Below are 23,958 nucleotides of genomic sequence, written 5' to 3'. Positions count from 1 at the left end.
ACTCACCCGTTCGCCACTCATCCCCGGCCGAAACCGGTTCAGCGTTCGACTTGCATGTGTTAAGCACGCCGCCAGCGTTCGTCCTGAGCCAGGATCAAACTCTCCAACAATGAACAGTTTAATCGAGACAATTTAATGCTCTCAAAGGAACCTCATACGAGGTTCAATACATAAGCTCTACTGGCTTAGTTCACTAGCACACTGTTGAGTTCTCAAGCAACACACTCTGGACTTGCCGCTTTATCGGCGGCTGCATCCTCGGCAGTTGTTCCAAGCGATATTCAAAGCTTTTGGTCGAGCATGCCTCAGCCTACGGTGTTAGTCGTAGGGATTCGGCGGCCGCTCGTGGGCCGACGCTGAACATTACCCGGTCCGATCCGCGGTGTCAACCCGCTCGGCCCGGCCGGATCTTCGGGGCTTGCGGCCCCGGGGCGACCCGGTGTTCCTGGCGACGAAGAGAAGATTACATGCCCCGAAACCGGTCCCGAACAGGGGGGTCACTTAACGCCAATACCGCAGGTCAGAGCGTGTTCATCCGCCCGTCGACGGCAAGGTCGCCAAGTACCGCGGCGGGACCCGGGCCGGCGCCACCCTGGAGAAGTCCGCCGCGAGCGCGAGCATGCGGGCGTCCGACCACCGGGCACCCATGAACGAGATACCCACGGGGAGCGGTCCGGCAAACCCCGCCGGCACCGTCACGTCCGGGTAGCCCGCCACCGCGGCCGGCGTCGACGACGGGATCACGTCGTTGTCGCCCACCGCGCAGTCGGTCTTCCAGGCCGGCGGGTTGGTCGGCGACGCGATCGCGTCGAGGTGGTACTTCGCCAGCGTCTCGTCCAAGGACCGGCGCGCGAGGTCCGAGAGCTCGGCGCGACCGGCGAGGTAACCCGGGTCGGTCGGCGGCGGCGCGGCCAGCGCCTGCTCGAACAGCTCCTGCCCGGCGAAGCACGTCCGCTCCAGCGGGTCGGCCCGGTTGTAGGCGATCAGCTCGGCCAGGTTCCGCGGACCGCGCGGGCGCGTCGCCAGGTACTTGTCGATGTCGCGGTGGAACTCCGTCAGCAGCGCCGGGAACTCCAGCTCACCGAGGCGCGCCTGGTAGGGCGGGGTCACCTCGACGACCGTCGCACCCGCCTTGACCAGGGAGTTCCGGGCGGACGTCATGACCGCGTCCGTCGAAGGGCCGAGCACCGGCAGCCGCCACAACCCGATCCGCGCGCCGCGCAGGACACCCGGCTCGAGCAGCTTCGCGTAGTCCGTGGGCTGGGACTTCGGGTACTCGAGCGTCGCGGGATCCGACGGGTCCCGCCCCTGCAGCGCCGACAGCGTCAGGGCGACGTCGACGACGTTGCGCGCGATCGGCCCGGCGGTGTCCTGCTCCGCGGAGATCGGCACCACACCGGTGCGGCTGACCAGGCCGAGGCTGGGTTTGTGGCCGACCGTCGCGGTCATCCCCGCGGGGCAGACGATCGAGCCGTCGGTCTCGGAGCCGATCGCGACCTGGGCCAGCGACGCGGCGACGCCGGCCGCGGACCCGGCGGACGACCCGCACGGGTTGCGGTCCAGCACGTACGGGTTGTTCGTCTGACCGCCGACACCCGACCAGCCGGACGTCGGCTTCGCGGCGCGGAAGTTCGCCCACTCGGAGAGGTTCGCCTTGCCGAGGATCACCGCGCCGGCGTTGCGCAGCCGGGTGATCAGCGTCGCGTCCTTCGCGGGGTAGCTGCGCAGGGCCCGCGACCCGGCCGTCGTGTGCTGGTCACGCGTGTCGACGTTGTCCTTGACCAGCACCGGGATGCCGTCGAGCGGGCCGCGCAGGTGGTGCGCGCGGCGCCGGGCGTCGCTCTCGAGAGCCTGGCCGAGGGCGCCGGGGTTGAGGGCCAGGACGGCGTTGACCTTGCCGTCGAGCCGGTGGATCCGGTCGAGGTAGAGCCCGGTCAGCCCGGCCGCGCTGAGCCGGCCGGCCGCCATCCGCGCCTGCAGCGCCGGGATGTCGGCGGCGTCGAGGTCGAACTTCGAGGAAGCCGCGGACGCCACCGGCGCGCTCGGGACGAGCACGAGTGCGGCGGCCAGGATCGCGAGGAACACCGGCCGCCGCCCCATCAGAGCACCGGCAGGAGGGTTCGGAGCTCGTACGGGGTGACCGCGCTGCGGTAGTTGTCCCACTCCACGCGCTTGTTGCGGAGGAAGAAGTCGTACACGTGCTCGCCGAGCGCCTCCGGCAGGAGTTCGGACTTCTCCATCTCGGCCAGGGCCTCCCCCAGGTTCTGCGGCAGCTGCGCGTACCCGGCGGCTCGCCGTTCCGAGTCGCTCAGCTGCCAGATGTTGTCCTCGGCGGGCGGCGGCAGCTCGTAGCCCTTCTCGATCCCCTTCAGCCCGGCGGCCAGGATGACCGAGTACGCCAGGTACGGGTTGCACGCCGAGTCCAGGGTACGGATCTCCACCCGCCGGGATGACGCCTTTCCGGGTGAATACATCGGGACGCGGACGAGCGCGGAGCGGTTCGCCCGGCCCCACGAGACGGTCGTCGGCGCTTCACTGCCGCTGATCAGGCGTTTGTACGAGTTGACCCACTGGTTGGTGACCGCGGAGATCTCCTTGGCGTGGTGGAGCAGGCCGGCGACGAACGCCTTGCCGGTCTCCGACAGCTCGTGCGGGTCCTCGGCGTCGTAGAAGGCGTTGCGATCGCCTTCGAACAGGCTGATGTGGGTGTGCATGCCCGAGCCGGGCTGGTTCGTGAACGGCTTCGGCATGAACGTGGCGCGCACGCCCTGGGTCAGCGCGACCTCCTTGACGACGTAGCGGAACGTCATCACGTTGTCGGCCATCGTCAGCGCATCGGCGTAACGGAGGTCGATTTCCTGCTGACCCGGTGCCCCTTCGTGATGGCTGAACTCGACCGAGATGCCCATCGCCTCGAGGGTCTCGATGGCGTGGCGGCGGAAGTGCGTTGCCGTGGCGTGGCTGGCCTGGTCGAAGTAGCCGCCGTTGTCGGCGGGCTCGGGCTCGCTGCCGTCGTCCGGCAGGGTCGAGAGCAGGAAGAACTCGATCTCGGGGTGGACGTAGCAGGTGAAGCCCGCTTCGCCGGCCTTCGACAGCTGGCGCCGGAGGACGTGCCGCGGGTCGGCCCAGGACGGCGAGCCGTCCGGCATCGCGATGTCGCAGAACATGCGGGCCGAGTACGGGCTGCCGTCGGGGGTTTCCCAGGGCAGGACCTGGAACGTGGCCGGGTCGGGCTTCGCGACCATGTCCGACTCGTAGACGCGCGCGAAGCCCTCGATGGCGCTGCCGTCGAAGCCGATCCCCTCGGTGAACGCGCCCTCGAGCTCGGCGGGCGCGACCGCGACGGACTTGAGGAACCCCAGCACATCGGTGAACCAGAGACGGACGAAACGGATGTCGCGCTCCTCGAGCGTGCGGAGCACGAATTCCTGCTGGCGATCCATGGCCGCACCCTAACGACAGCGTGTTAACGGGATGTTTCACGACGCGCCGGGGGCGGCGAAGTCAGGGTGCGAGCACCGGGACGGGTTTCTTCGCCCGCTTGATGCGGCGGCCGGGCGGCGCGCGGCCGGCACCTGGCCGACGGCGGAGCCGACCTCGGCGGCCGGGCACGTCGAGGTCGGCCAAGACAGCCCGCGAGCACCAAGGACCTCGGCCGACCGCCGGGCCCCGGCGCGCGCCGGGGGCGGCGAAGTCAGGGTGCGAGCACCGGGACGGGTTTCTTCGCCCGCTTGATGGCCAGCGAGGCGACCGACGCGAGCACCGCCAGCACCGCCGCCGAGTACCAGGCCAGGTTGTAGTTGCCGAGCTGGTCACGAACCAAGCCCGCGGCCGACGCGGCGAAGGCCGCACCCAGCTGATGGCAGGCGAACACCCAGCCGAACACGATCGGGCCCGCGTCGCCGAAGGCTCGGATGCACAGGGCCACCGTCGGCGGGACCGTCGCCACCCAGTCGAGGCCGTAGAACAGGATGAACGCCCACATGCTCGGCTGCACCGAGTTCGTGAACAGCTGCGGCAGCAGCGCCAGCGAAAGCCCGCGAAGCGCGTAGTAGACGCCCAGCAGGATCCGCGGGTCGACGCGGTCGGTGAGCCAGCCCGAGAAGATCGTGCCGACGACGTCGAACACGCCGACCAGCGCCAGCAGGCCCGCCGCCGTCGTCTGGGGCATGCCGTGGTCGTGGGCGGCCGGGACGAAGTGGGTGCCCACCAGGCCGTTCGTCGTCGCGCCGCAGATCGCGAAGCCGATCGCGAGCAGCCAGAACGTCCGGGTGCGTGCGGCCTGTCCCAAGACCGAGAGGGCGCGGCGGGCCGAGCCGGTCTTCGCCGCCGGGCGGGCCACCTCAGCGTCGGCGGGCGCGCCGTACGCCGTCGTGCCGATGTCGGCCGGGTGGTCGCGGATGACCAGCAGGACCACCGGGACCACCGCCAGCGCGGCGATCGCGATCACCAGCGACGCCGTCCGCCAGCCCGAACCCACCGCGAGGTTCGCGATGAGCGGCAGGAAGATCAGCTGGCCGGTGGCGCCCGCCGCGGTCAGGACGCCGGTGACGACGCCGCGGCTGCGGACGAACCACCTGGTCGCGACCGTCGCGGCGAAGCTCATCGCCATCGAGCCGGTGCCCGCGCCGATGAACACGCCCCAGCACAGGATCAGCTGCCAGCTCGCGCTCATGAAGACCGTGCCGGCCGCGCCGAGGGCGATGACGAACAACGCCGTCGCCGACACCCGGCGGATGCCGAACCGCTCCATCAGCGCCGCCGCGAAGGGCGCGAAGAGGCCGTAGAGCACGAGGTTGACCGAGACGGCCGAGCTGATCGTGGCCGTGGACCAGCCGAATTCCTCGTGCAGCGGGTCGATGAGGACGCCGGGCGCGGAGCGGAAGCCGGCGGAGGCGAGGAGCGCGACGAAGGCGGCACCGGCGATCAGCCAGGCGCGGTGCAGCTTCGGGGCAGGGCGGGTCTCGACAGTCACCCCAGCAGTCTCACCGCGCGCGCGACGCGCGGAAAGTGGCCTGAAGGACATCATGCGCAAGGATCGGGCCACCGATAGGCTCGGGGAATGCCCCGCTTCGCCCTCCTGCTGCTCACGCTCCTGCTGACGGCCGGCTGCACCGGGTCGCCGGACACGCGCGGGCCGTTCCCGGCGGGCGCCGAGCTGGTCCGCGACGCGGCGACGTCGTTCGCCTCAGTGCGCAGCGTGCACTTCGCGGCCGGCGTCAACGGCGTCCTCCCCGGCTTCCCGCTCCGGCAGATCGAGGGCGACGCGACCCTCGACGACGGCGGGTCCGCGACCGGCACGGCCGACGTCCAGGAGGGGGACGGGCACACGAAGTACTCCTTCACCGTGCGGGACGGCCAAGTCAGCACGGAGGCCGGGCACGGGCCGCTGCCCGAGATGTACGACGTCGGCCGGTTCCTCGGCCCGGCCGCCGGGCTGAAGCGGCTGCTCGACGGCGTCACCGACGCGAAGACCGAGGGCAAGGAGAACGTCGACGGCGCCGCGGCCCTGCGCGTCGGCGGCAAGGTGCCGGCGGCCGTCGCGCACAGCGTGCTGCCGCAGATCACCGACGACATCATCGTCAAGGTCTGGGTCTCCGCGGACGGGCCGCGGCGGTTCGCCCGGCTCTGGGTCCAGGTGCCCTCGGCCGGCGACCACCTCAGCCCGGTGATGTTCGAACTGTCGCTGACCAGGCAGGACGACCCCGTGAACGTCGACTAGCAGCGCGTTTCGGAGGCTGTCCCGTCGATGAGGTACGCGATCCCGGCGCGGTCGACGCAGGTGTCGCCCTGCAGGAACACCGTGTGCTGGACGCCTTCGTGGGTCAGCAGGACGCCGCCGAGGTCCTTCGCCAGGTCGACGCCCTGCCGGTACGGCGTGGCCGGGTCGTGGGTGGTCGAGACGACCAGCGGCTTCGGCAGGCCGGCGGGCCGCGGCGCGTGCTCGGCGGACGTCGGTGGCACCGGCCAGGTCGAGCAGATGTCCAGCTCGCTCGTGTCGGGCGTGCCGCCGGCCAGGAAGGGCGCGCCGGCCAGCATCCGCTCGTGCGCGCGGTCGATCGCGGCCCGGTCGGTGACGCGGGTGTGGTCGACGCAGCGCACGGCGAAGTACGCGTCGATCGCGCCGCTGTACTTGCCGTCGCGGTCGCGTTGGTAGTAGTCGTCGGCGAAGGCCAGCAGCGTGCGGCCGTTGCCCTGGGCCACCTGGGCGAGCGCGGCTTTCAGGGCGGGCCAGTCGCCGCGTGAGTACAGCCCGCCGAACGTGCCCGTGATCGCGTCCTCGAACGACAGCTTCCGCGTCCCGGCCGGGAGAGGCTTCGCGATCAGGGGACGCACGAGCCGCTGGAAGGCTTCGGTGTCGCCGGCGGTCGCGCACGCACACCACTTGCCGAACTCGTTCAGCGCGTCCTGGAAGCCCGCGGCCTGCGTGACCAGCGAGTCCACCAGGCCCTGGGCCGGGTCGATGGCGCCGTCGAGCAGCAGCGCGCGGACGTTGCGCGGATACGCCTCGGCGTAGGCCGCGCCGATCTGCGTCCCGTACGAGTAGCCGAGGTACGTCAGTTTCTCGTCGCCGAGCGCCGCGCGAAGGACGTCGAGGTCGCGTACGACGTCTCGCGTGCCGACGTTCGCGAGGAACTCCTTGCCGTACTTCGTCGCTTCGGCGCACTTCGCGCCGTACGCGGTTGTCTCGGCGAGCTGTTTCTTCACCCCATCGGGCGACAGGTCGCTTTCGATGTCGGATGCGCGGTCGGCGTCCTGCTCGGCGTCGGTGCGGCAGGTGATCCGCGGTTCGCTCGTGCCGACGCCACGGGGGTCGAAGCCGACGAGGTCGAAGCGGTCGAGCAGGGGCGCGGCCGCGGGCGTCTTGGCCAGCGACGCGGCGGTGGCGGTCCCCCAGCCGCCGGGTCCGCCGGGGTTGACGACCAGCGAGCCGATCCGCTGCTTGGCCGCCTTGTGCCGGAGCAGGCCGACGGTGACGGTCTTCCCGTCCGGCTTCGCGTAGTCCAGCGGGACGGTCAGGTGCGCGCAGTCCAGCGCGTCCCCGCACGGCGTCCACGCGAGCTTCTGCTGGGTGAACTTCCCCAGGTCAGGCGGGCGCGGCGGCGGCGCGGGAGCTGGCGGCGTGCTCGTGCACGCCGCCAGCAGGACCGTCAGCGCGGCGAGGCCTACTGCCCGGCGCACCGCTTGCCGTCCGGCGGGATCGTGCCGTCGACCAGGTAGTCCGTGCCCGCCTGGTCCACGCACGGCACGCCCTGCAGGAACACCGTGTGCTGCGTGCCCTCGAAGGTCAGCAACGCGCCCTTCAGGCCCTTCGCGAGGTTGACGCCGGCCTGGTACGGCGTCGCCGGGTCGTTGGTCGTCGAGATGACCAGCGTCTTCGCCAGGCCCTCGACGTTCGGCACGTGCGGCTCGGACGTGTTCGGCACCGGCCAGAACGCGCACGCGTCGCGGGCCGCCGAAGCCGGGCGGCCGTCGTCGAGGAACGGCGCGACCTTCACGTACTCCTCCTGTGCCTTGAGGATCACGGCCGGGTCGGTGACGCGCGGGTCGTCGACGCAGCGGATCGCCGTGAAGGCGTCCTGGGTGGTGCCGTACTTGCCGTCGGTGTCGCGCTCGTTGTAGATGTCGGCGAGCTTCTCCAGCGTCGCGCCGCGCTGCTGGCGCAGCTCGTTCAGGCCCGAGTTGAGGGTGTCCCAGAGACTCTGCTGGTAGAGGGCCTGGATGACGCCGGTGGTCGCGTCCTCGTAGGAGAGCTTGCGGCCGTCGCCGACCTGGACCGGGAAGTCGATCAGCGGCCGGACGAGGTCCTGGAACGCCTTGACCGCGCCGTTCGCGTCCTGCCCGAGGGCGCAGTCCTGCTGGGCGGTGCACCACTTCGCGAACTCCGTGAACGCCGTCCCGAAGCCCTGGCCCTGCGCGACCAGCGACTCGACCGCGTCCTGCTCCGGGTCGACCGCGCCGTCGAGGATCATGGCGCGCACGTTCTTCGGGAATGCCTCGGCGTAGGTCGACCCGATCCGGGTGCCGTAGGAGTAGCCCAGGTAGGTGAGCTTCTGGTCGCCGAGGACCGAGCGGAGGACGTCCAGGTCCTTCACGACGTCCCGGGTGCCGACGTTGGCCAGCATCCCGTCGCCGTCGTCGGTGCGCTGGGCGCACTTGTCGGCGAAGTCCTTTTCCTGCGCTTCCTGCTTGAGCACGCCCTGCGGCGAGCCGTCGGTTTCGCTGTCGTCGGCGCGGTCGGCGTCGCGCTCGGAGTCGGTCAGGCAGTGGATGGCCGGCTGGCTCGCGCCGATCCCCCTCGGGTCGAAGCCGACCAGGTCGAAGCGCTTGCCGAGGCCGGTGTTCGCGGCCGGCTTGATCAGCCCGGCCGCCGCGACCATGCCCGAGGCGCCCGGGCCACCCGGGTTGACGACCAGCGACCCGATGCGGGAGCCCTCGTCCGTGGCCTTGCGCCGGAGCAGGCCCAGCGTGATCGTGTCGCCGGCCGGCTTGGCGTAGTCCAGCGGCACCGTCAGCCGGGCGCACTGGACGTCTTTCGCCTGGAACGCCGACCTGGCGTCCTCGGACGTCGCGTAGGGTGCGCAGTCAGCCCAGGTCAGGCTCTGGCCGTAGAACCGCTCCAGCCCGGCGGGCACCGGCCCGGACGGCGGGTGCGACTCGGTGGTCGGCGCCGGCGGCTTCGGCCCGTCGGTGGACGTGCAGGCGGCCAGCGAGGCCGCGATCAGCACGGATGTCGCAATTGCGGTGATCCGGCGACGACCGGACCTGGCGCTGGGATGAGGGAACACGGTTGGATCGTCCCATCCGGCCGCGGAACTCGAACGCACCACCATCGCGTTGGGTGGTGGAAGGCCGGTCGAGCGAGAGAGAACGGGAGACCAGGGGTGGCAGCACTGATCAGCCGGGTGGGCAAGAAGCTCCGCCGGATCATCCAGCGGCCGGGCAGCGTCGAGCTGACCCGCTACGAAGCACTGCTGCCCGCGGTCGAGAAGCTCGAACCCGAGCTCGAGAAGCTCTCCGACGAAGAGCTGACCGAGCGCGCGGGCAAGCTTCGCGAGACGCTGAAGGACACCGCGTTCGGCGACAACCAGCTGGTCGAGGTGTGCGCGCTGGGCCGCGAAGCCGCCCGGCGGGCGCTGGGCGAGCGCGCGTTCGACGTGCAGGTGCTGGGCACCATGGGCCTGCTCACCAAGCACGTCGTCCAGATGGAGACCGGTGAGGGCAAGACGCTCGCCGGCGCGCTGGCCGCGGCCGGGTACGCGATCCGCGGGAAGCGCGTGCACGTCGTCACGGTCAACGACTACCTGGCCCGCCGCGACGCCGAGTGGATGGGCCCGGTGTACGCCCTGCTCGGCGTGTCGGTCGGCTGGGTCGAGCCGGCGCACTCGCAGGACGCGCGCAAGGAGGCCTACGCCAAGGACGTCACCTACGGCGCGGTCGCCGAGATCGGCTTCGACGTCCTGCGCGACCGCCTGGTGACCTCGGTCGACGACCTGGTCCAGCCCGCCCCCGAGGTCGCGATCGTCGACGAGGCGGACTCGGTGCTGGTCGACGAGGCCCGCGTCCCGCTGGTGATGGCCGGTTCGATCGACCACACCGACGCCGACGAAGAGGTCGCGAAGGTCGTCCGGCGGCTGCGCCTCAACCTGCACTACGAGACCGACAGCGAGGGCCGCAACGCCTGGCTGACCGACGCCGGCGCGTCCGTCGTCGCGAAGTCGCTCGGCCTGGAGGTCGACGACCTCTACGGCGAGACGGCGTCCGACCGGCTGCCCGCGGTGAACGTCGCCCTGCACGCGCACGCGCTGCTGACCCGCGACGTCGACTACCTCGTGCGTGACGGCAAGGTCCAGCTCATCAACGCCGCCCGCGGCCGCGTCGCCGAGCTGCAGCGCTGGCCGGACGGCCTCCAGGCGGCCGTCGAGGCGAAGGAGCAGGTCACCGCGACCGACCGCGGCGAGATCCTGGACTCGATCACCGTCCAGGCGCTGCTGGCGCGCTACCCCGAGGTCGCCGGCATGACCGGTACCGCGGTCGCCGTCGCCGAGCAGCTGCGCGAGTTCTACGAGCTCGAGGTCGCGGTCATCCCGCCGAACACTCCGAACGTCCGCGAGGACCAGGAGGACCGCGTCTTCGCGTCGCCGTCGCAGAAGCTGCGGGCGATCGAAGAGGAGATCCGCACGGTCCACGAGACCGGACGGCCGATCCTCGTCGGCACCCAGGACGTCGCCGAGTCCGAGGAGCTGGCCGAGAAGCTGGCGAAGGTCGACCTCGAGTGCGTCGTGCTCAACGCGCGCAACGACGCCGAAGAGGCCGCGATCATCGCCGAGGCCGGCAAGAAGGGCGCGGTCACCGTGTCCACGCAGATGGCCGGCCGCGGCACCGACATCCGGCTGGGCGGCACCGACGGCGCCGACCGCGACGAGGTCGTCGAGCTGGGCGGGCTGCACGTCATCGGCACCGCGCGGTACCCGTCGAGCCGCCTCGACGGCCAGCTGCGCGGCCGGTCGGGCCGCCAGGGCGACCCGGGTAGCGCGATCTTCTTCGCGAGCCTGAACGACGAGCTCGTGCTGTCCAACGCGCCGGACGTGCCCGAGGGCATCACCGACGACGAGGAGACCGGCGAGATCGTCGACAACGCGGCGTTGCGGCAGCTGAACCACGCCCAGCGCGTCGCCGAGGGCGTCGACCTGGAGATCCACCGCAACACCTGGCGCTACACGCGGCTGATCGAGCGGCAGCGGCGTGACCTGCTGACCCACCGCGACAAGGTGCTTCGCACGGCGTACGCGGCGGAGCAGCTCGAGAAGGCGCACCCGGAGAAGTTCGGCGAGCTGAAGGAAAAGCTGGACGACCAGGAGAAGCTCGAGCAGCTGTGCCGCGAGGTGCTGCTGTTCCACGTCGACCAGCTCTGGTCCGACCACCTGGCGTACCTGACCGACGTCCGGGAGAGCATCCACCTGCGTGCGCTGGCGCGGGAAACGCCGCTGGACGAGTTCCACCGCGCGGCGATCCCGGAGTTCCACAAGATCATCGCCGAGGCCGACTCGCGGGCGGCGAAGACGCTCGAAGAGGCGGAGCTGACCGACGAGGGCATCGACCTCGGCGACGCGGGGGTCCGGCGGGCCAACACGACGTGGACCTACCTGGTGCACGACAACCCGTTCGACTCGGACTTCGAGCAGACCATCAAGAAGGTCCGCAGCATGATCAAGCGGAAGTAGTCTTCTTTGCACCGAAACCCCCGCCCGGTTGGTCCGGGCGGGGGTTTTCCCGGTTGCACGGGCCGGAAGAATCGGGCCATGCGCAAGATCCCGACACTGTTCCGGCGCGACCCCGAAGACCTCCGGCGCGTCACCCGCGAAGTGCACCCCGACTGCCAGTGGGTGCTCGACGGCGAAGGCGTGCCCACCCGCAAGTTCGACGGCACCTGCGTCCGGCTCGACGAGTCCGGCGACTGGTGGGCGCGTCGCGAAGTCAAGGCCGGCAAGACCGCGCCGGCCGGGTTCGAGGCCGTGCAGACCGACCCGGAGACGGGGAAGACGGTCGGCTGGGAGCCGGTCGGGCAGTCGGCGTTCGCGAAGTTCTTCGAAGAGGCGCAGGAGCGGCTTTTCGGGCCGGCGCCCGGTACCTACGAGCTGTGCGGGCCGAAGGTCAACGGCGATCCGGAGCAGCTCGGCGAGCACCGCCTGGTCCGGCACGCGACCGCGCAGGAGTTCGCCGGTGTCCCGCGCGACTTCGACGGGCTGATGGCGTGGCTGCTCGCGCACCCGGAGTTCGAGGGCGTCGTCTGGCACCACCGGGACGGGCGGATGGCGAAGCTCAAGGTGCGCGACGCGCAGGCGAGCGTCACCGCGGCATCGTGACCGCGGAGATGCAGTAGTTCTCCTGGAGGCGGAGCACCCGCAGCTCGCCGTGCACCGACTTGCCGGCGATCGTGCCGCTCAGGGGCACACGGATTTCGTTGGCGGCCGCCTGGATCGGGGAGCCGGCGGTGAGGTGCGCGTTGCGGCTGCCGAGCGTCCGGACGGCGTCGGCGACGATGCCTTCGGCGGACCCGCAGGCCGCCTCGCGCCCCTCGGCTTCGTCGTCGCCCAGGACCGCGAGGATGAACTTGCCCGCCGCCACGCTGCCCGAGTTCAGGTCGAGCGGCGGCCCCTCGCCGGCAGGCCCGGAGGGGCGGTCGGGTGAGACCAGGAAGCCCGGCGCGACGAACGCGGTGATCACGAAGATCAGCACGAGCAGCAGGCCACCGCCACCGGCGAGCAGGCCGATGAGCAGGCCGTTGCCCTTCTTCGGCGGCTGCGGATAACCCGGGTTCTGCTGCGGCGGGTACCAGCCTGGCTGCTGCGGCGGATACGTCATCGCGGTGGTTCCCCCTGTCCGGTTGGTCCGGTCAGCCGCAACCTACTCGCGGCCGTCAACCCGCTGTGGCATTTCGCCCACATTCGCTCGGCCGGGTGGGTGGCCGTGGGACAGAATGGCGGCATGCCGCAACTGCGCATCGCGCTCGCCCAGGTCAACCCCACCGTCGGTGACCTGGACGGCAACGCCGACCTGCACGTCGCCTGGACCCGCCGGGCCGCCGAAGCCGGCGCCCACGTGGTCGTCTTCCCCGAGATGTCCCTGACCGGTTATCCCGTCGAGGACCTTTCGCTGCGCAAGACGTTCGCCGCTGCCTCCCGGCAGGGCGTCGAAGCACTGGCGCGCCGGCTCGACGACGCCGGCTGCGGTGAAGTGCTGACCTACATCGGTTACCTCGACCTCGACGAGACCGGCCCGCGCGACGCGGCGGCGGCGCTCTACCGCGGCGAGGTCGTCGCGCGGCAGTTCAAGCACCACCTGCCCAACTACGGCGTCTTCGACGAGCACCGCTGGTTCAAGCCGGGCACCACGCTCGACGTCGTCCGGTTCCACGGGCTCGACATCGGCATGGTCATCTGCGAGGACATCTGGCAGGACGGCGGGCCGATCTCGGCGCTGGGCCGCGCCGGTGTCGACCTCGTCGTCGCGCCGAACGCGTCGCCGTACGAGCGGTCCAAGGACGAGCAGCGGCTGCCGCTCATCGCGCGCCGCGCCGCCGAAGCGGGCGCGCCGCTGGTCTACACCAACCAGATCGGCGGCCAGGACGACCTCGTGTTCGACGGCGACTCGCTCGTCGTCGGCGCGGACGGCAAGGTGCTGGCGCGCGCGCCGCAGTTCGTCGAGCACCTGGCCGTGCTGGACATGGACCTCACCGCGGGCGGGCACGCCGCCGACGGCGAACTCGAAGGCCTGCACGTCCGGCGCCGCGTGCTGAGCTCCGACCCGCTGCCCGCGTACGAGCCGACAGCCGAGGCGGTCATCAGCGAGCCGCTGTCGGACGAGGCCGAGGTGTGGCACGCGCTGGTCGTCGGGCTGCGGGACTACGTGCACAAGAACGGATTCACGTCGGTGACGTTCGGGTTCTCCGGCGGCATCGACTCGGCGGTCTGCGCGTCGCTCGCGGCGGACGCCTTGGGCGGCGACAACGTCTACGGCGTCTCGATGCCGTCGAAGTACTCGTCGGGGCATTCGAAGGACGACGCCGAAGACCTCGCGCGGCGGATCGGCGCGCACTACCGCGTCGAGCCGGTCGAGGACATGGTGCGCGTGTACGTCGACCAGCTTTCGCTGACCGGGCTCGCCGAGGAGAACATCCAGGCGCGGACGCGCGGCATGCTCCTGATGGCACTGTCCAACTTGGACGGTCATCTGGTGCTGGCCACCGGCAACAAGACCGAGCTGGCGGTCGGGTACTCGACGATCTACGGCGACGCGGTCGGCGCGTTCGCCCCGATCAAGGACGTCTTCAAGACGCACGTCTGGCAGCTGGCGCGGTGGCGCAACGCCGAGGCTCTGAAGCGCGGCGAGACCCCGCCGATCCCCGAGAACTCCATTTCGAAGCCACCCTCGGCCGAGCTGCGGCCGGGCCAGGTCGACACCGACTCGCTGCCGGACTACGCGTTGCTCGACGACATCCTCGACGACTACGTCGAGGGCGACCGCGGGTACGCGGACCTGGTGTCGGCCGGGTTCGACCCGGACACCATCGACCGCGTGGTGCGGATGGTCGACAAGGCCGAGTACAAGCGGCGCCAGTACCCGCCGGGCACGAAGATCACGTTCAAGGCGTTCGGCCGCGACCGGCGGCTGCCGATGACCAACCTCTGGCGCGAGGGCAAGGCCTAGGTCAGGGCGACCTGACGGCCGTTCTTCGCCTGCAGGGCCGCCGTCAGGGTCGCTTTTCCGGCGCGGCGGACCAGGAGTTCGAGGCCGAGCGCGTCGGTCGCGGTGTGGACCGACACCGGGTCCGGGTGCGTGCCCGTCACCATCAGCAGCGGGATCGACGGCAGGCCGCGGGTGGTCGGGTGTGGCGTGCTGCCCCAGTCGATGAGGAACGGGCGCAGCGTGCCCGGGGTGCTCGGCGGGGTGAGGCGCCAGCGCAGCGTCTCGCCGTCCGCGGTCTCGCGGGACATCTCGCGCGCGTCGCCCGGGTCGAAGCCGTGGGTTCTCGCTCGGGCGATGGTCGCGTCGAGGTCGGTGGTGCGGACCGCCCAGGCGACCAGCGCCGGCTCGGTCAGGTCGTCGATGCCGAACGGCCGCGGCGATCCGGGGTCCGGTTGTGCCGGGTCGGGTCCGACGACCTCCAGGTACATCCCCGCGCCGAGGTCGGCGAGGTGGTTGGCGGTGCCGAGGCCGACGTGGCTGCCGCCGGGCGCGGGCGTGACGCCGGTGAGCGCGGTGACGCGGGCGACGGCCTCGGCGAGGTCCGGGCCGGCGTAGACGAGGTGATCGAGCACGAGCGTCATCATCCCGCGCCGACGGCCCTCGCCGCATCGACCACCCCGTGGCCGTAGTACGTCGTGCCGGTTTTCGTTCCCTGGCAGACGGTGTCCGGGCACGGGAGCGCTGACGCCGTCGCGAAGAGGGCGCGCTTGACCCGCTCGGCGCTCCAGCGCGGGTGCTCGCTCGCGATCAGCGCGGCGACGCCGCTCGCGTGCGGTGCGGCCATCGACGTCCCGCTCGCCGAGCGGTATTCGCCGTTCGGCCAGGTCGACCAGACGCGCGCGCCGGGCGCGGCGACGCTGATCCGGGACGCGGAGTAGTTGGAGAAGCTCGCCTTCAGCAGCTTTTCGTCGAGTGCGCCGGTGCCGACGACGCCGGGGAGCTCGTGCGGCAGCCGGGTGCAGGTCGGGTCGATGCGGCGTTCCACCGGCGTGCTGTCGGCCGGGCTTTCGGTGTCGACCGAACGGGTGTCGAGGTCGATCCCGGCGTTGCCGGCGGAGGCGACGACGAGGACGTTCCGGCGTTGCGCGTAGGCGACCGCGCGGCCGACGGCGAGCTTCGCCGCGGCCTGGTCGGGCTGGTCGTCGCAGTTGTAGCGCCACGGGATCGAGCGGTAGCTGTTGTTGGTGATCGCGAAGCCGTGTTCGGCGGCCCAGACGAAGCCGCAGACCATGCTCTCGGCGGTCTCGGTGTCGTCGAGTTCGGCGAGCTTCACGGCGGCGATCCGGACCCCGGGCGCGACGCCGACGACGCCGGATCCGTTGCGGGCCGCGGCGATCGTGCCGGCGACGTGCGTGCCGTGGCCGTCGAGGGTCGGGCGCCAGGCGCCGGGGCCGCGGTCGGCCCAGCCGGACAGGCAGGAAACGGAGTTCCCGGCGTCGAAGGCTTTGGTTAGGTCGGGATGCGTGTCGTCGACGCCGACGTCGAGCACGCCGACGAGGGTGCGCCTGCTGCCGTCGGTGACCTCGTGGGCTTCGGGCAGGTGCAGCGCCGGGACGTCCCAGGCGGTGCCTTCGGGTGGGACCTGGCCGGAGTTCGGCGAGTTCGGGCCGGTGTAGTGCGGGTCCTTGCGGGGGTTGAAGAACTCTCGCGGGATCTTCGCGGTGCGCGTCGCGCCGACGGCGTCGATGCCGGGTGTCTTGCGGAGCTTCGCGGCGAAGTCGTCCTTCGCGGTGTACGCGACGACGACGCCGATCTGCGGGTAGCTCGCGACGACCGTGCCGCCGGCTTTCCGGATCGCGAGCTCCGCCCAGCCGGTGTGGTGCGTGACCACGACGTGCGGCATGACCAGGGGGTCCGCGGCCGCCGGGGTGGCGAGCAGGCCGAGCAGGATCGCCGTCACCAGGAACATGCGCCGCACGTGCGTCCTCCTCGAATCGCCCAAACCGAACTTAGCGATCATTCGCGGCGGCGGTACCCCCCTTCGGTCGTAGGCTGACGGGATGACCACGGGGCTCACGGTGTTCGACACGGCGATCGGCGTCTGCGGACTGGCGTGGCGGGACGACGTCGTGATCGGGACGTCGCTGCCATCGGGCGGCGCGGCCGCGACCCGCGCGTGGCTGCTCCAGCGGTTCCCGGACGCGGTCGAGGGGCCACCACCGGCCGCGGCGCGGGCGGCGGTGGACGGGATCGTGGCGCTGCTGGGCGGGGCGCGGTTCGACCTGGCGTCGGTGGCGTTGGACTTCTCGGGGGTGCCGGAGTTCCACCGGCGCGCGTACGAGGTCGCGCGGACGATCCCGCCGGGCAAGACGCTGACCTACGGCGACATCGCGCACCGGCTCGGGATGCCGGGTTCGGCGCAGGCGGTGGGACAGGCGATGGGGCACAACCCGTTCCCGATCATCGTGCCGTGCCACCGGGTGCTGGCCGCGGGTGGGAAGGACGGCGGGTTTTCGGCACGGGGCGGGGTCGAGACGAAGCGGCGGATGCTGGTGATCGAGGGCGCGCTGGCGGACGAGCCGACGTTGTTCTGACGGCTCGCGGGCGGCCCGGCGGGCGAGACTGCCGGGCCGCGAACGGACGCCACGCGTACCTGGATGGGCGACACGCGTGCTTGGAGAGTCGGCTCGCGTGCCTGGAGGGTCGGTTTGCGTGCGCCCGACGGGCCGGCTCGCGTACCGAGACGGTCGGCTCGCGCGCCGGAACAGTCGGCTTGCGCGCCCGGCGGGTCGGCTCGTGTGCCGGGACGGTCAGCTCGCGTGCCCGAAGAGTCGGTTCGCGCGCCGAAGAGTCGGCTCGTGTGCCGGGACAGTCGGCTCGCGAGCCCGACGGTCGGCTACCCCGCCCCCACGCACCTCCCCGGCTCCTGGCCAGGCCTCCTCGCCTCCGGCCCGCACCCTCCCCGGCCCTCCTTGCCCGCAGCCCGCGCCCTCCCCCGCCTGGCCCGCGCGCCGACCGTTTCCCCTCGCCGCGGCCGCTTCCCCCGTGCCGGCCGCTTTCCTCGCTCCGGCGGTCAGGCCGGCTGGGTCTCCGGCTTCCAGGGCTTCATCCAGGGCGACTCCGGCCAGCCCTCGGCCGCCGCCATCAGCGGGATTGCCGTGCCGCCGTCCACGTGCTCGCGGATGATGTCCGCGTGGCCCGCGTGGCGGGCCGTCTCCTCGATCAGGTGCAGCAGCACCCAGCGGACCGACCACGCCTCGACGTCCTGCGGGTACCACGGCACGCCCTTCGGCACCGGGACCGGCTGAGCGAGGTCGTCGATGCCCGCGATGACCTCCGCCGTGCGGGCCGCGACCTCGTCGTAGCGGGCCAGGACCTGGGCCAGCGTCTCCTCCGGGCCCAGGCTGTACGACTCCTGGTAGGCCGCCATCGCCTCGTCGAACGGCTTTCCCGGCAGCTGCAGGATGATGTCGAGCCAGCCGTCCTCGGTGCTCGCCACGTGCTTCACCAGCCCGCCCACCGACAGCGTGCTCTTCGTCGGCGTCGATCTCGCCTGCTCGTCCGTGAGCCCGTGTGCCGCCAGCTTCAGCACGTACCGCTGCTGCTCGAGGAACCGCAGCAGGCCATCACGCTCGTCGGCCACCGGGGGCACGTTTCCCGCCATCTTGATCCACTCCTTCGCGTTCGTTGCGGGCATCGTCCCACCGGCCACCGACATTTCCGGCGCAAACGGCCAGCAGAACCGCCGCGACGACGCCGAGCGCGCCGCGGTTGCCCGCCGCCGTGGCCAACGGGCCGGCCAGCGCCGTGCCCGCCGGGGTCAGGCCGAACCCGGCCAGCGACTGGTACGCCGAAACCCGCGACAGCCGGTCGTGCCGCACGTGCTGCCGCAGCAACGTCATCAACCCGACCCCGAACACCTCGACGCCCACCCCCGCCAGCGCCGCCGCGAAGCACACCACGAACACCGGTGCGCCCGCCGTCATCGCCACCAGGGGCGCGGCCGGGAGCGCGCCGCCGGCGACCGCCCAGCGCCGGGACGGGGTCCAGGTCAGCAACAGCAGGCCGCCGAGCACCATGCCGACCGCGTCGAACGCCATGATCAGCCCCCACGCAGCCGCGTCCGCCGCCACGACCGGGCCGAGCACCAGCTCGTAGGCCCCGACGGCGAGCGCGTTCACCGCCGCGAACTGGATGACCATCGGCGCCAGCCACCGGTGCGACCGGAACTCCGACCACCCCTCGCGCAGCTCGCGCACGACACCCGTCCGGGCGCTGAAGGTGCCTTCGATCCGGATCCCCAGCCCGAGGACGACCGCGACGACGAACGTCAGGCCGTCCGCCACCAGCGTCCAGCCGGGTCCGGTGGCCGCGACCACCCAGCCGCCGATCGACGCGCCGCCGATCTGGGCCAGGTTGAGGGCCAGCCGGAACGCGGCGAACGCGCGCGGCGCGTCCTGCCGGGCGAGGTCGCGCATCAGCAACCCCTGCGCCGCCGGTCTCGCGAACGCCGTCGCGACGCCGGTCAACGCGGCGGCGACCGCGACGTGCGCGAGCCGGACCTGCCCGGTCAGGACGGTCACCCCGAGCCCGGTCTGGACCACCGCCGACAGGACGCTGGTGCCGACGAGCACCCGGTTGCGCGGCCACCGGTCGGCGACGACCCCGCCGACCAGGAAGAACGCCAGCGCCGGCACCAGCCCGCAGACACCCACCAGCGAGACGTCGCCCGCTGAACCTCCCATCCCGAGCACTGTGAAGACCACCGCGACCTGGGCGCCGGCGGTGCCCAGTGCCGAGATCGTCACCGCCGTGGTGTGCAGGACGAACGTGCGGTTCCGCCACAAGGACAAAGCTTCCCCCTGAGTTAGATGCAAAGTAGTTAGTATCAATTTCGTCTATATACTTTGCGGGTACAGTGGCGGGGGTGTCAACCGAGAAAATCCCGTCCGGCGCGGAGCTGGCCGACGCGCTGCGGCGCATCACGCACGTCCTGCGGCGGTACGCGGGCGCCCCCTACGCCAAGCGCGGCTGGCCGACGGCCCAGGTCCAGCTGCTGCTGATGGTCGACCAGCTCGGCGACCGGCCGCGGATGGGCGAGGTCAAGCGCCGGCTGGGGGTGACCGGCCGGGCGATCACGTCGGCGGTCGACGCGCTGGAGCGGGACGGGCTCCTGCGGCGCGAACCGGACCCGACCGACCGGCGCGCGAGCCTGCTGGCCGTCACCGACGCCGGCCGCCACCGGCTGGGGGAGATCGAGAAGATCCAGCACGGACACGCCGACGAGACGTTCAGCGTGCTCGACCCGGGTGAGCGGAAGACGCTGCTGGAGCTGCTCAGCCGGCTTGAGGAGCATGTCGCGGCGCAGGATTGAGCGCGGGCTGCGCTGGGTGGGGCGGCCGCGGCGAGCACGCCGAGCCGCGCCCGCGCCGATCGGCGGCTGCGGAGACACGTCGCCGCGCGGACTCGAGCGCGCGGACTCTGGCGAGGTGGACCGGCTGCCGCGGGGAGCGGCGCACGCCTCGCCGAGGCTGCGGAGCATTCCGGGCCGCCTGGCCGAGCCGCGAGCCGCTCAGCCGCCCCGAGGGGCATGTCTCGGGGCGGGCTTGATGAACGCGTACGCCCCACCCACCGCGTACAGGACCGCGCGCACCACCTGCTGGGCCCTGCTCACCACGCCCTCCGCCGTGTCCAGCTGCCGCGTCAGCACCAGGGCCGCCCACGTGACCAGCACGATCACCAGCCCGGCGACCGCGAGCGCGCGCCAGCCCGGGGGCCACCAGAGGATCAAGCTGACCACCCCGACCACCAGCACCACGGTCGCCAGGAACGACAGCGCGTCGCTCTGGTCCGGGTAGGCCGCCTGCAGCAGGGCGATCAAGCCGAACACGCTCACCGAGATCGAGCTGAGCCGGGCCACCCACTGGACCGGGCCGAGCCGGTGCAGGGCCGGGCCGGCGAGCAGGAACGCGACGCCCGACACCGCGAGCAGGACCCGGAACACCGGCGGGCCGCCCAGCAGCGCCTCGACCGGGTCGTGGGCCGGCGAGACGCCCGTGGGCAGGAAGAACTCCAGCAGCCACCCCGAGTACGCGAAGACGGCCACCCCCATCAGGAGGGCCGAGGCGATCCGAGCCGTGCGCACGTGGCACACATTAAGCGAACGTTCCCGTCCCGGCCGTACCACCGTGATCAGATCGACCGAGTCGTTACGCCTGCGGACGGACGAACGGGAACAGGACCGTCTGGCGGATCGACGCCCCGGTGAGCATCATCAGCAGCCGATCGACACCCAAACCGAGGCCGCCGGTGGGTGGCATGCCGTGTTCCAGGGCCAGCAGGAAGTCGTCGTCCAGCTCCATTGCTTCGACGTCTCCGCTCGCCGCGCGCAGCGACTGGGCCTCCAGCCGCCGCCGTTGCTCGATCGGGTCCGTCAGCTCGGTGTAGGCGGTGCCGACCTCGGAGCCGAACGCGATCAGGTCCCAGCGCTCGGCCAGCCGCGGGTCCTCCCGGTGCTGGCGGGTCAGCGGCGAGACGTCGGTCGGGTAGTCCGTGTAGAACGTCGGCAGCACCGTCGCGCCCTCGACCAGGTGCTCGAACGCCTTGAGCACCAGGTCGCCGTGGCTCGGGTCCTCCCCCACCGGCACGCCCGCCGCCCGGCACAGCCGGCGCAGGTCGGCCACCGACGTGCCCGAGTCGATCTGCTCCCCGAAGGCCGCCGAGACGGCGTCGTGCACCGTGACGACCGGCCAGTCGCCGGAGATGTCGTGCTCCACCACCCGCCCGGCGGCGTCCGGCCGGCGGACGAGCTGGGCGCCGTACGCCGCTTCCGCCGCGTGCTGGATCAGCTCGCGGGTCAGCACCCGCATCGAGTCGTAGTCCGCGTACGCCTGGTACGCCTCCAGCATCGTGAACTCGGGGTTGTGCGTCGCGTCGACGCCTTCGTTGCGGAAGTTCCGGTTCAGCTCGAAGACGCGCTCGACGCCGGCGACGCACAGCCGCTTCAGGTACAGCTCCGGCGCGATCCGCAGGTACATCCGCATGTCGTAGGCGTTGATGTGGGTGACGAACGGCCGGGCGTTGGCGCCGCCGTGGACCGTCTGCAGCATCGGTGTCTCGACTTCGAGGTAGTCCGCGTGGTGCAGCCGCTCGCGCACCGCGCGGACCACTGTGGACCGCAGCCGCAGCATGGCCGTCGAGTCCGGGTTGACCGCCAGGTCGAGGTAGCGCTGCCGCACCCTCGTCTCCGGGTCGGTGAGGCCCTTCCGCTTGTCCGGCAACGGGTGCAGGCACTTGGCGGTGACCGTCCACTCGTCGACCAGCACCGAGAGCTCGCCCCGCTTCGACGTGACGACCTGGCCGCTCACCCCGACGTGGTCGCCCAGGTCGACGCCGGTGCGCCAGCCCGTGAGGTCCAGCTCGCCCGCGTCGAGCATCAGCTGGATCTCGCCGCCGAAGTCCTTGACTCGCGCGAAGCACAGCCCGCCGAGGGTGCGCATCGCCAGCACGCGCCCGGCGATCCGGACGCGGTGCCCGGTCGCGGTGTCCGGGGCCAGGGCGCCGAACTTGGCCACGACGTCGCCGATGTGGTCCTCGCGCCGGAAGCCCACCGGGTACGGGTCGATGCCGGACTCGCGCAGCTTGGCGAGCTTCGCGATGCGGACGCGCACCTGCTCGGGCCGCCGCGCCACCCGCGCCGCGGGGGCGGCCGCGGACGCCTCGATCTCCCGGACGCGCGCGACGAAGTCTTCGCCGACCGTCTCCAGCCGCAGGGACCGCGACCGGCCGGTCGGGACGAACCCTTCGAGCGCGCCCGCGACGATGCCGACGCGCGGGAGCCGCCGCGCCGAGGAGTAGCAGAGGAACCGCGGCTCCCAGTCCGGCCCGTACTTGGCGTTGGACCGGTAGAGCGACTCGAGCTGGAAGAACCGCGAAGCGACGCTCAGGATGCCCTTCCAGGCCCGCAGGACCGGGCCCGCGCCGATCCGCTCGCCTTCGGAGAACACCGCGCGGAACATGGCGAAGTTGAGCGAGATCCGCTGCGCGCCGAGGTGCTGGCCGGCCGCGACGACCTCGGCGATCATGTACTCGTTGAGGCCGTTTTCGGCGTCGCGGTCGCGGCGCATGAGGTCCAGCGACAGCCCCCGCCGGCCCCACGGGACGAACGAAAGCAGGCCGCGCAGCTCGCCACGAGCGTCGTAGGCCTCGACCATCACGCTGCGGCCGTCGCTGGCGTCGCCGAGGCGGCCCAGCGCCATCGAGAACCCTCGTTCGGTCTCGGCGCCGCGCCACGCCTGGGCGCGCGCGAGCAGCTCGGCCATCTCCTCGTCGGGGATCTCGCCGTGGCGGCGCACCCGCGAGGTGTAGCCGGCGCGCTCGATGCGCTTGACGGCCTGGCGCACCGAACGCCGCTCCGGCCCGGCGAGGCTGAACTCGCGGATGTCGAGCACCGCTTCGTCGCCGATCTCCAGCGCACGCAGGCCGGCGTCGGTGTACGTCTTCGCGCCGCGTTCGCTCGCCCCGAGCACGCCGGGCGTCCAGCCGTACGTGCGCGTTTCGTCGAGCCACGCGCGGACCGCGTCCGGCCACGCCTCCGGGTCGCCGATCGGGTCGGCGCTCGCGACGCTGGTGCCGCCGAGCACGCGGTAGGTGACCGCCGCGCGGCCGTTCGGCGCGAACACGACGCTCTTGTCGCGCCGGGTGGCGAAGTAGCCCAGCGAGTCTTCCTCGCCGTGCTCGGCCAGGAGCTTGCGCACGCGCAGCTCTTCGTCGTCCGTCCGGAGGCGACGGCTGCGGACGCCGCGGAAGAGCATGTACAACGCGCCGGTGGCGACCGCGGTCGCGCAGATGTCGATGAAGACGTCCAGCCAGGCCGGCCCTTCGCCGACGCCGATCCGGCGCAGCTGGAGGTTCTCACCGGTCGCGTGGTTCACGACCCAGGCGAAGCGCTCCCACGTGTCGCCGAGGTGGCCGGGAAACGCTTCCGCGAGCCCCCAGCCGACCAGGATGACGACGGCGAACCCGCCGAACAGCATGGTCAGGCCATCACGCCAGGCACTCGGCGCGAGCCGGGCCGGGAACGCCGGGCGCAGCTTCAGCAGCAACACGATCAGGCCGACCGAGAGCACGTCGGCCACCGTGAGGGTCCACAGCTGGATCGGGATGTGCCGGACCTGCTTCGACCCGAGTGAAAGCAGCTCGGGCGACCACAGCAGGGTCGCCTGCAGGGCCAGGGTGAGCAGCAGCCCGCCGATCTGGAAGAGGACCAGCGTGTACAGCGCGGCCTTCTTGCGGCGGCGCAGCGCGGCGCCCAGCACGACCAGCAGCAGCACCATCACCAGGCTCGCGCTGGTCGGCACGCTCAGGCTGGAGAACGCCATGTCGATGCCGTTGAGCAGGTGCCCGTGCGCGCCGCCGGCGAAGAGGAGGATCACGGAGAACACCGCGGCCAGCTGGACCACGGTCGCGACGATGCCGCCCGCCTTCGCCTTCCAGGCGGGAAGGCGCGGACGCGTGTTCGCGAGGTTTCCCATCGTTGCTTTCGTCGCCTTTCGCGGCCGGTCGGTGCTCATGCCCTCTTCATGACGTAAGTGAACACAGGTTGGTTGTCCCCCGGCATCAATCTGAAGAAGGACTGCCCGTCCTCCTTTCGCACGACGGTGTGAAGCTGGTCGCACGTGGTTGGGACGTCGTCGGAGAGCGTGTCACGCTTTGGGACACCCCTGTTCCACGACCCGGGGACCTCACCGAGGCCTCGAGGGAAGGACG

General features: G+C 71.7%; 18 protein-coding genes and 1 rRNA gene. 6 read left to right on the top strand and 13 right to left on the bottom strand.

The window, feature by feature from the left end:
* The 4 genes from M8542_RS27885 to M8542_RS27870 form a co-directional block, all read right to left on the bottom strand.
* Positions 1–110, bottom strand: a 16S ribosomal RNA gene (locus tag M8542_RS27885); the annotation flags it as partial.
* Positions 111–531: 421 nt separating this feature from the next.
* Positions 532–2,100, bottom strand: a complete 1,569-nt coding sequence (locus M8542_RS27880) for an amidase (protein ID WP_257923207.1) — start codon at positions 2,098–2,100, stop codon at positions 532–534.
* The gene (gene glnA / locus M8542_RS27875; protein WP_257923206.1) at positions 2,100–3,443 is read right to left on the bottom strand and encodes a type I glutamate--ammonia ligase; all 1,344 of its coding nucleotides are present in this window, start codon (positions 3,441–3,443) and stop codon (positions 2,100–2,102) included. Before glnA ends, M8542_RS27880 begins: the two co-directional genes overlap by 1 nt.
* A gap of 251 nt (positions 3,444–3,694) precedes the next feature.
* The gene (locus M8542_RS27870; RefSeq protein WP_257923205.1) at positions 3,695–4,975 is read right to left on the bottom strand and encodes an MFS transporter; all 1,281 of its coding nucleotides are present in this window, start codon (positions 4,973–4,975) and stop codon (positions 3,695–3,697) included.
* 87 nt (positions 4,976–5,062) lie between these two features.
* On the opposite strand from M8542_RS27870, the gene M8542_RS27865 reads away from it, so the two are divergent.
* Positions 5,063–5,722 (top strand): LppX_LprAFG lipoprotein, encoded by a 660-nt coding sequence (locus tag M8542_RS27865; RefSeq protein WP_257923204.1) that lies wholly within the window; start codon positions 5,063–5,065, stop codon positions 5,720–5,722.
* Here the strand turns inward: M8542_RS27865 and M8542_RS27860 are convergent.
* Together M8542_RS27860 and M8542_RS27855 are read right to left on the bottom strand one after the other, a co-directional pair.
* The gene (locus M8542_RS27860; protein ID WP_257923203.1) at positions 5,719–7,182 is read right to left on the bottom strand and encodes an alpha/beta hydrolase; all 1,464 of its coding nucleotides are present in this window, start codon (positions 7,180–7,182) and stop codon (positions 5,719–5,721) included. The two genes, M8542_RS27865 and M8542_RS27860, sit on opposite strands and share 4 nt — an antisense overlap.
* The gene (locus M8542_RS27855) at positions 7,167–8,729 is read right to left on the bottom strand and encodes an alpha/beta hydrolase (RefSeq protein WP_257923202.1); all 1,563 of its coding nucleotides are present in this window, start codon (positions 8,727–8,729) and stop codon (positions 7,167–7,169) included. The genes M8542_RS27860 and M8542_RS27855 overlap by 16 nt, the downstream gene beginning before the upstream one ends.
* A 156-nt stretch (positions 8,730–8,885) precedes the next feature.
* Between M8542_RS27855 and secA2 the strand changes: the two genes are divergently transcribed.
* Both secA2 and M8542_RS27845 read left to right on the top strand, forming a co-directional pair.
* Positions 8,886–11,225 (top strand): accessory Sec system translocase SecA2, encoded by a 2,340-nt coding sequence (gene secA2, locus M8542_RS27850; RefSeq protein WP_257923201.1) that lies wholly within the window; start codon positions 8,886–8,888, stop codon positions 11,223–11,225.
* 78 nt (positions 11,226–11,303) lie between these two features.
* The gene (locus M8542_RS27845; protein ID WP_257923200.1) at positions 11,304–11,867 is read left to right on the top strand and encodes a DUF5565 family protein; all 564 of its coding nucleotides are present in this window, start codon (positions 11,304–11,306) and stop codon (positions 11,865–11,867) included.
* On the opposite strand, the gene M8542_RS27840 is transcribed toward M8542_RS27845, so the two are convergent.
* Positions 11,851–12,366, bottom strand: a complete 516-nt coding sequence (locus M8542_RS27840; RefSeq protein WP_257923199.1) for a hypothetical protein — start codon at positions 12,364–12,366, stop codon at positions 11,851–11,853. The two genes, M8542_RS27845 and M8542_RS27840, sit on opposite strands and share 17 nt — an antisense overlap.
* 123 nt (positions 12,367–12,489) lie before the next feature.
* Here M8542_RS27840 and M8542_RS27835 point away from each other — a divergent pair, with 123 nt between their 5' ends.
* The gene (locus M8542_RS27835) at positions 12,490–14,211 is read left to right on the top strand and encodes an NAD+ synthase (RefSeq protein ID WP_257923198.1); all 1,722 of its coding nucleotides are present in this window, start codon (positions 12,490–12,492) and stop codon (positions 14,209–14,211) included.
* Here the strand turns inward: M8542_RS27835 and M8542_RS27830 are convergent.
* Entirely contained in the window at positions 14,208–14,822 is a 615-nt protein-coding gene (locus M8542_RS27830; protein ID WP_372508616.1) for a VOC family protein, read from the bottom strand. The two genes, M8542_RS27835 and M8542_RS27830, sit on opposite strands and share 4 nt — an antisense overlap.
* A gap of 8 nt (positions 14,823–14,830) precedes the next feature.
* Positions 14,831–16,159, bottom strand: a complete 1,329-nt coding sequence (locus M8542_RS27825) for a S8 family peptidase (RefSeq protein ID WP_257923222.1) — start codon at positions 16,157–16,159, stop codon at positions 14,831–14,833.
* A 91-nt stretch (positions 16,160–16,250) separates the two neighbouring features.
* Here M8542_RS27825 and M8542_RS27820 point away from each other — a divergent pair, with 91 nt between their 5' ends.
* Positions 16,251–16,784 carry a methylated-DNA--[protein]-cysteine S-methyltransferase gene (locus M8542_RS27820; RefSeq protein WP_257923196.1) on the top strand — a complete coding sequence of 178 codons (534 nt, stop codon included), beginning with the start codon at positions 16,251–16,253 and terminating at the stop codon, positions 16,782–16,784.
* Between the two features lie 479 nt (positions 16,785–17,263).
* Here M8542_RS27820 and M8542_RS27815 read toward each other — a convergent pair whose 3' ends face one another.
* The gene (locus M8542_RS27815) at positions 17,264–17,854 is read right to left on the bottom strand and encodes a DinB family protein (protein ID WP_257923195.1); all 591 of its coding nucleotides are present in this window, start codon (positions 17,852–17,854) and stop codon (positions 17,264–17,266) included.
* Positions 17,817–19,037 carry an MFS transporter gene (locus M8542_RS27810; protein WP_257923194.1) on the bottom strand — a complete coding sequence of 407 codons (1,221 nt, stop codon included), beginning with the start codon at positions 19,035–19,037 and terminating at the stop codon, positions 17,817–17,819. Before M8542_RS27810 ends, M8542_RS27815 begins: the two co-directional genes overlap by 38 nt.
* A gap of 80 nt (positions 19,038–19,117) precedes the next feature.
* On the opposite strand from M8542_RS27810, the gene M8542_RS27805 reads away from it, so the two are divergent.
* Positions 19,118–19,564: a MarR family winged helix-turn-helix transcriptional regulator gene (locus tag M8542_RS27805; RefSeq protein WP_257923193.1), complete on the top strand. Its 447-nt coding sequence runs from the start codon at positions 19,118–19,120 to the stop codon at positions 19,562–19,564.
* Between the two features lie 198 nt (positions 19,565–19,762).
* Here the strand turns inward: M8542_RS27805 and M8542_RS27800 are convergent, their stop codons facing one another.
* A complete protein-coding gene (locus M8542_RS27800) occupies positions 19,763–20,335 on the bottom strand; it encodes a hypothetical protein (RefSeq protein ID WP_257923192.1) in 573 nt (190 codons plus the stop codon).
* 64 nt (positions 20,336–20,399) lie between these two features.
* Complete coding sequence (lysX, locus tag M8542_RS27795; protein WP_257923221.1) at positions 20,400–23,723, bottom strand: bifunctional lysylphosphatidylglycerol synthetase/lysine--tRNA ligase LysX; 3,324 nt, start codon at positions 23,721–23,723, stop codon at positions 20,400–20,402.
* Positions 23,724–23,958: the final 235 nt, after the last annotated feature.

Source organism: Amycolatopsis iheyensis (assembly GCF_024703995.1).
Taxonomy (GTDB): Bacteria; Actinomycetota; Actinomycetes; order Mycobacteriales; family Pseudonocardiaceae; genus Amycolatopsis; species Amycolatopsis iheyensis.
This window is presented reverse-complemented; position numbering and strand designations above follow the sequence as displayed.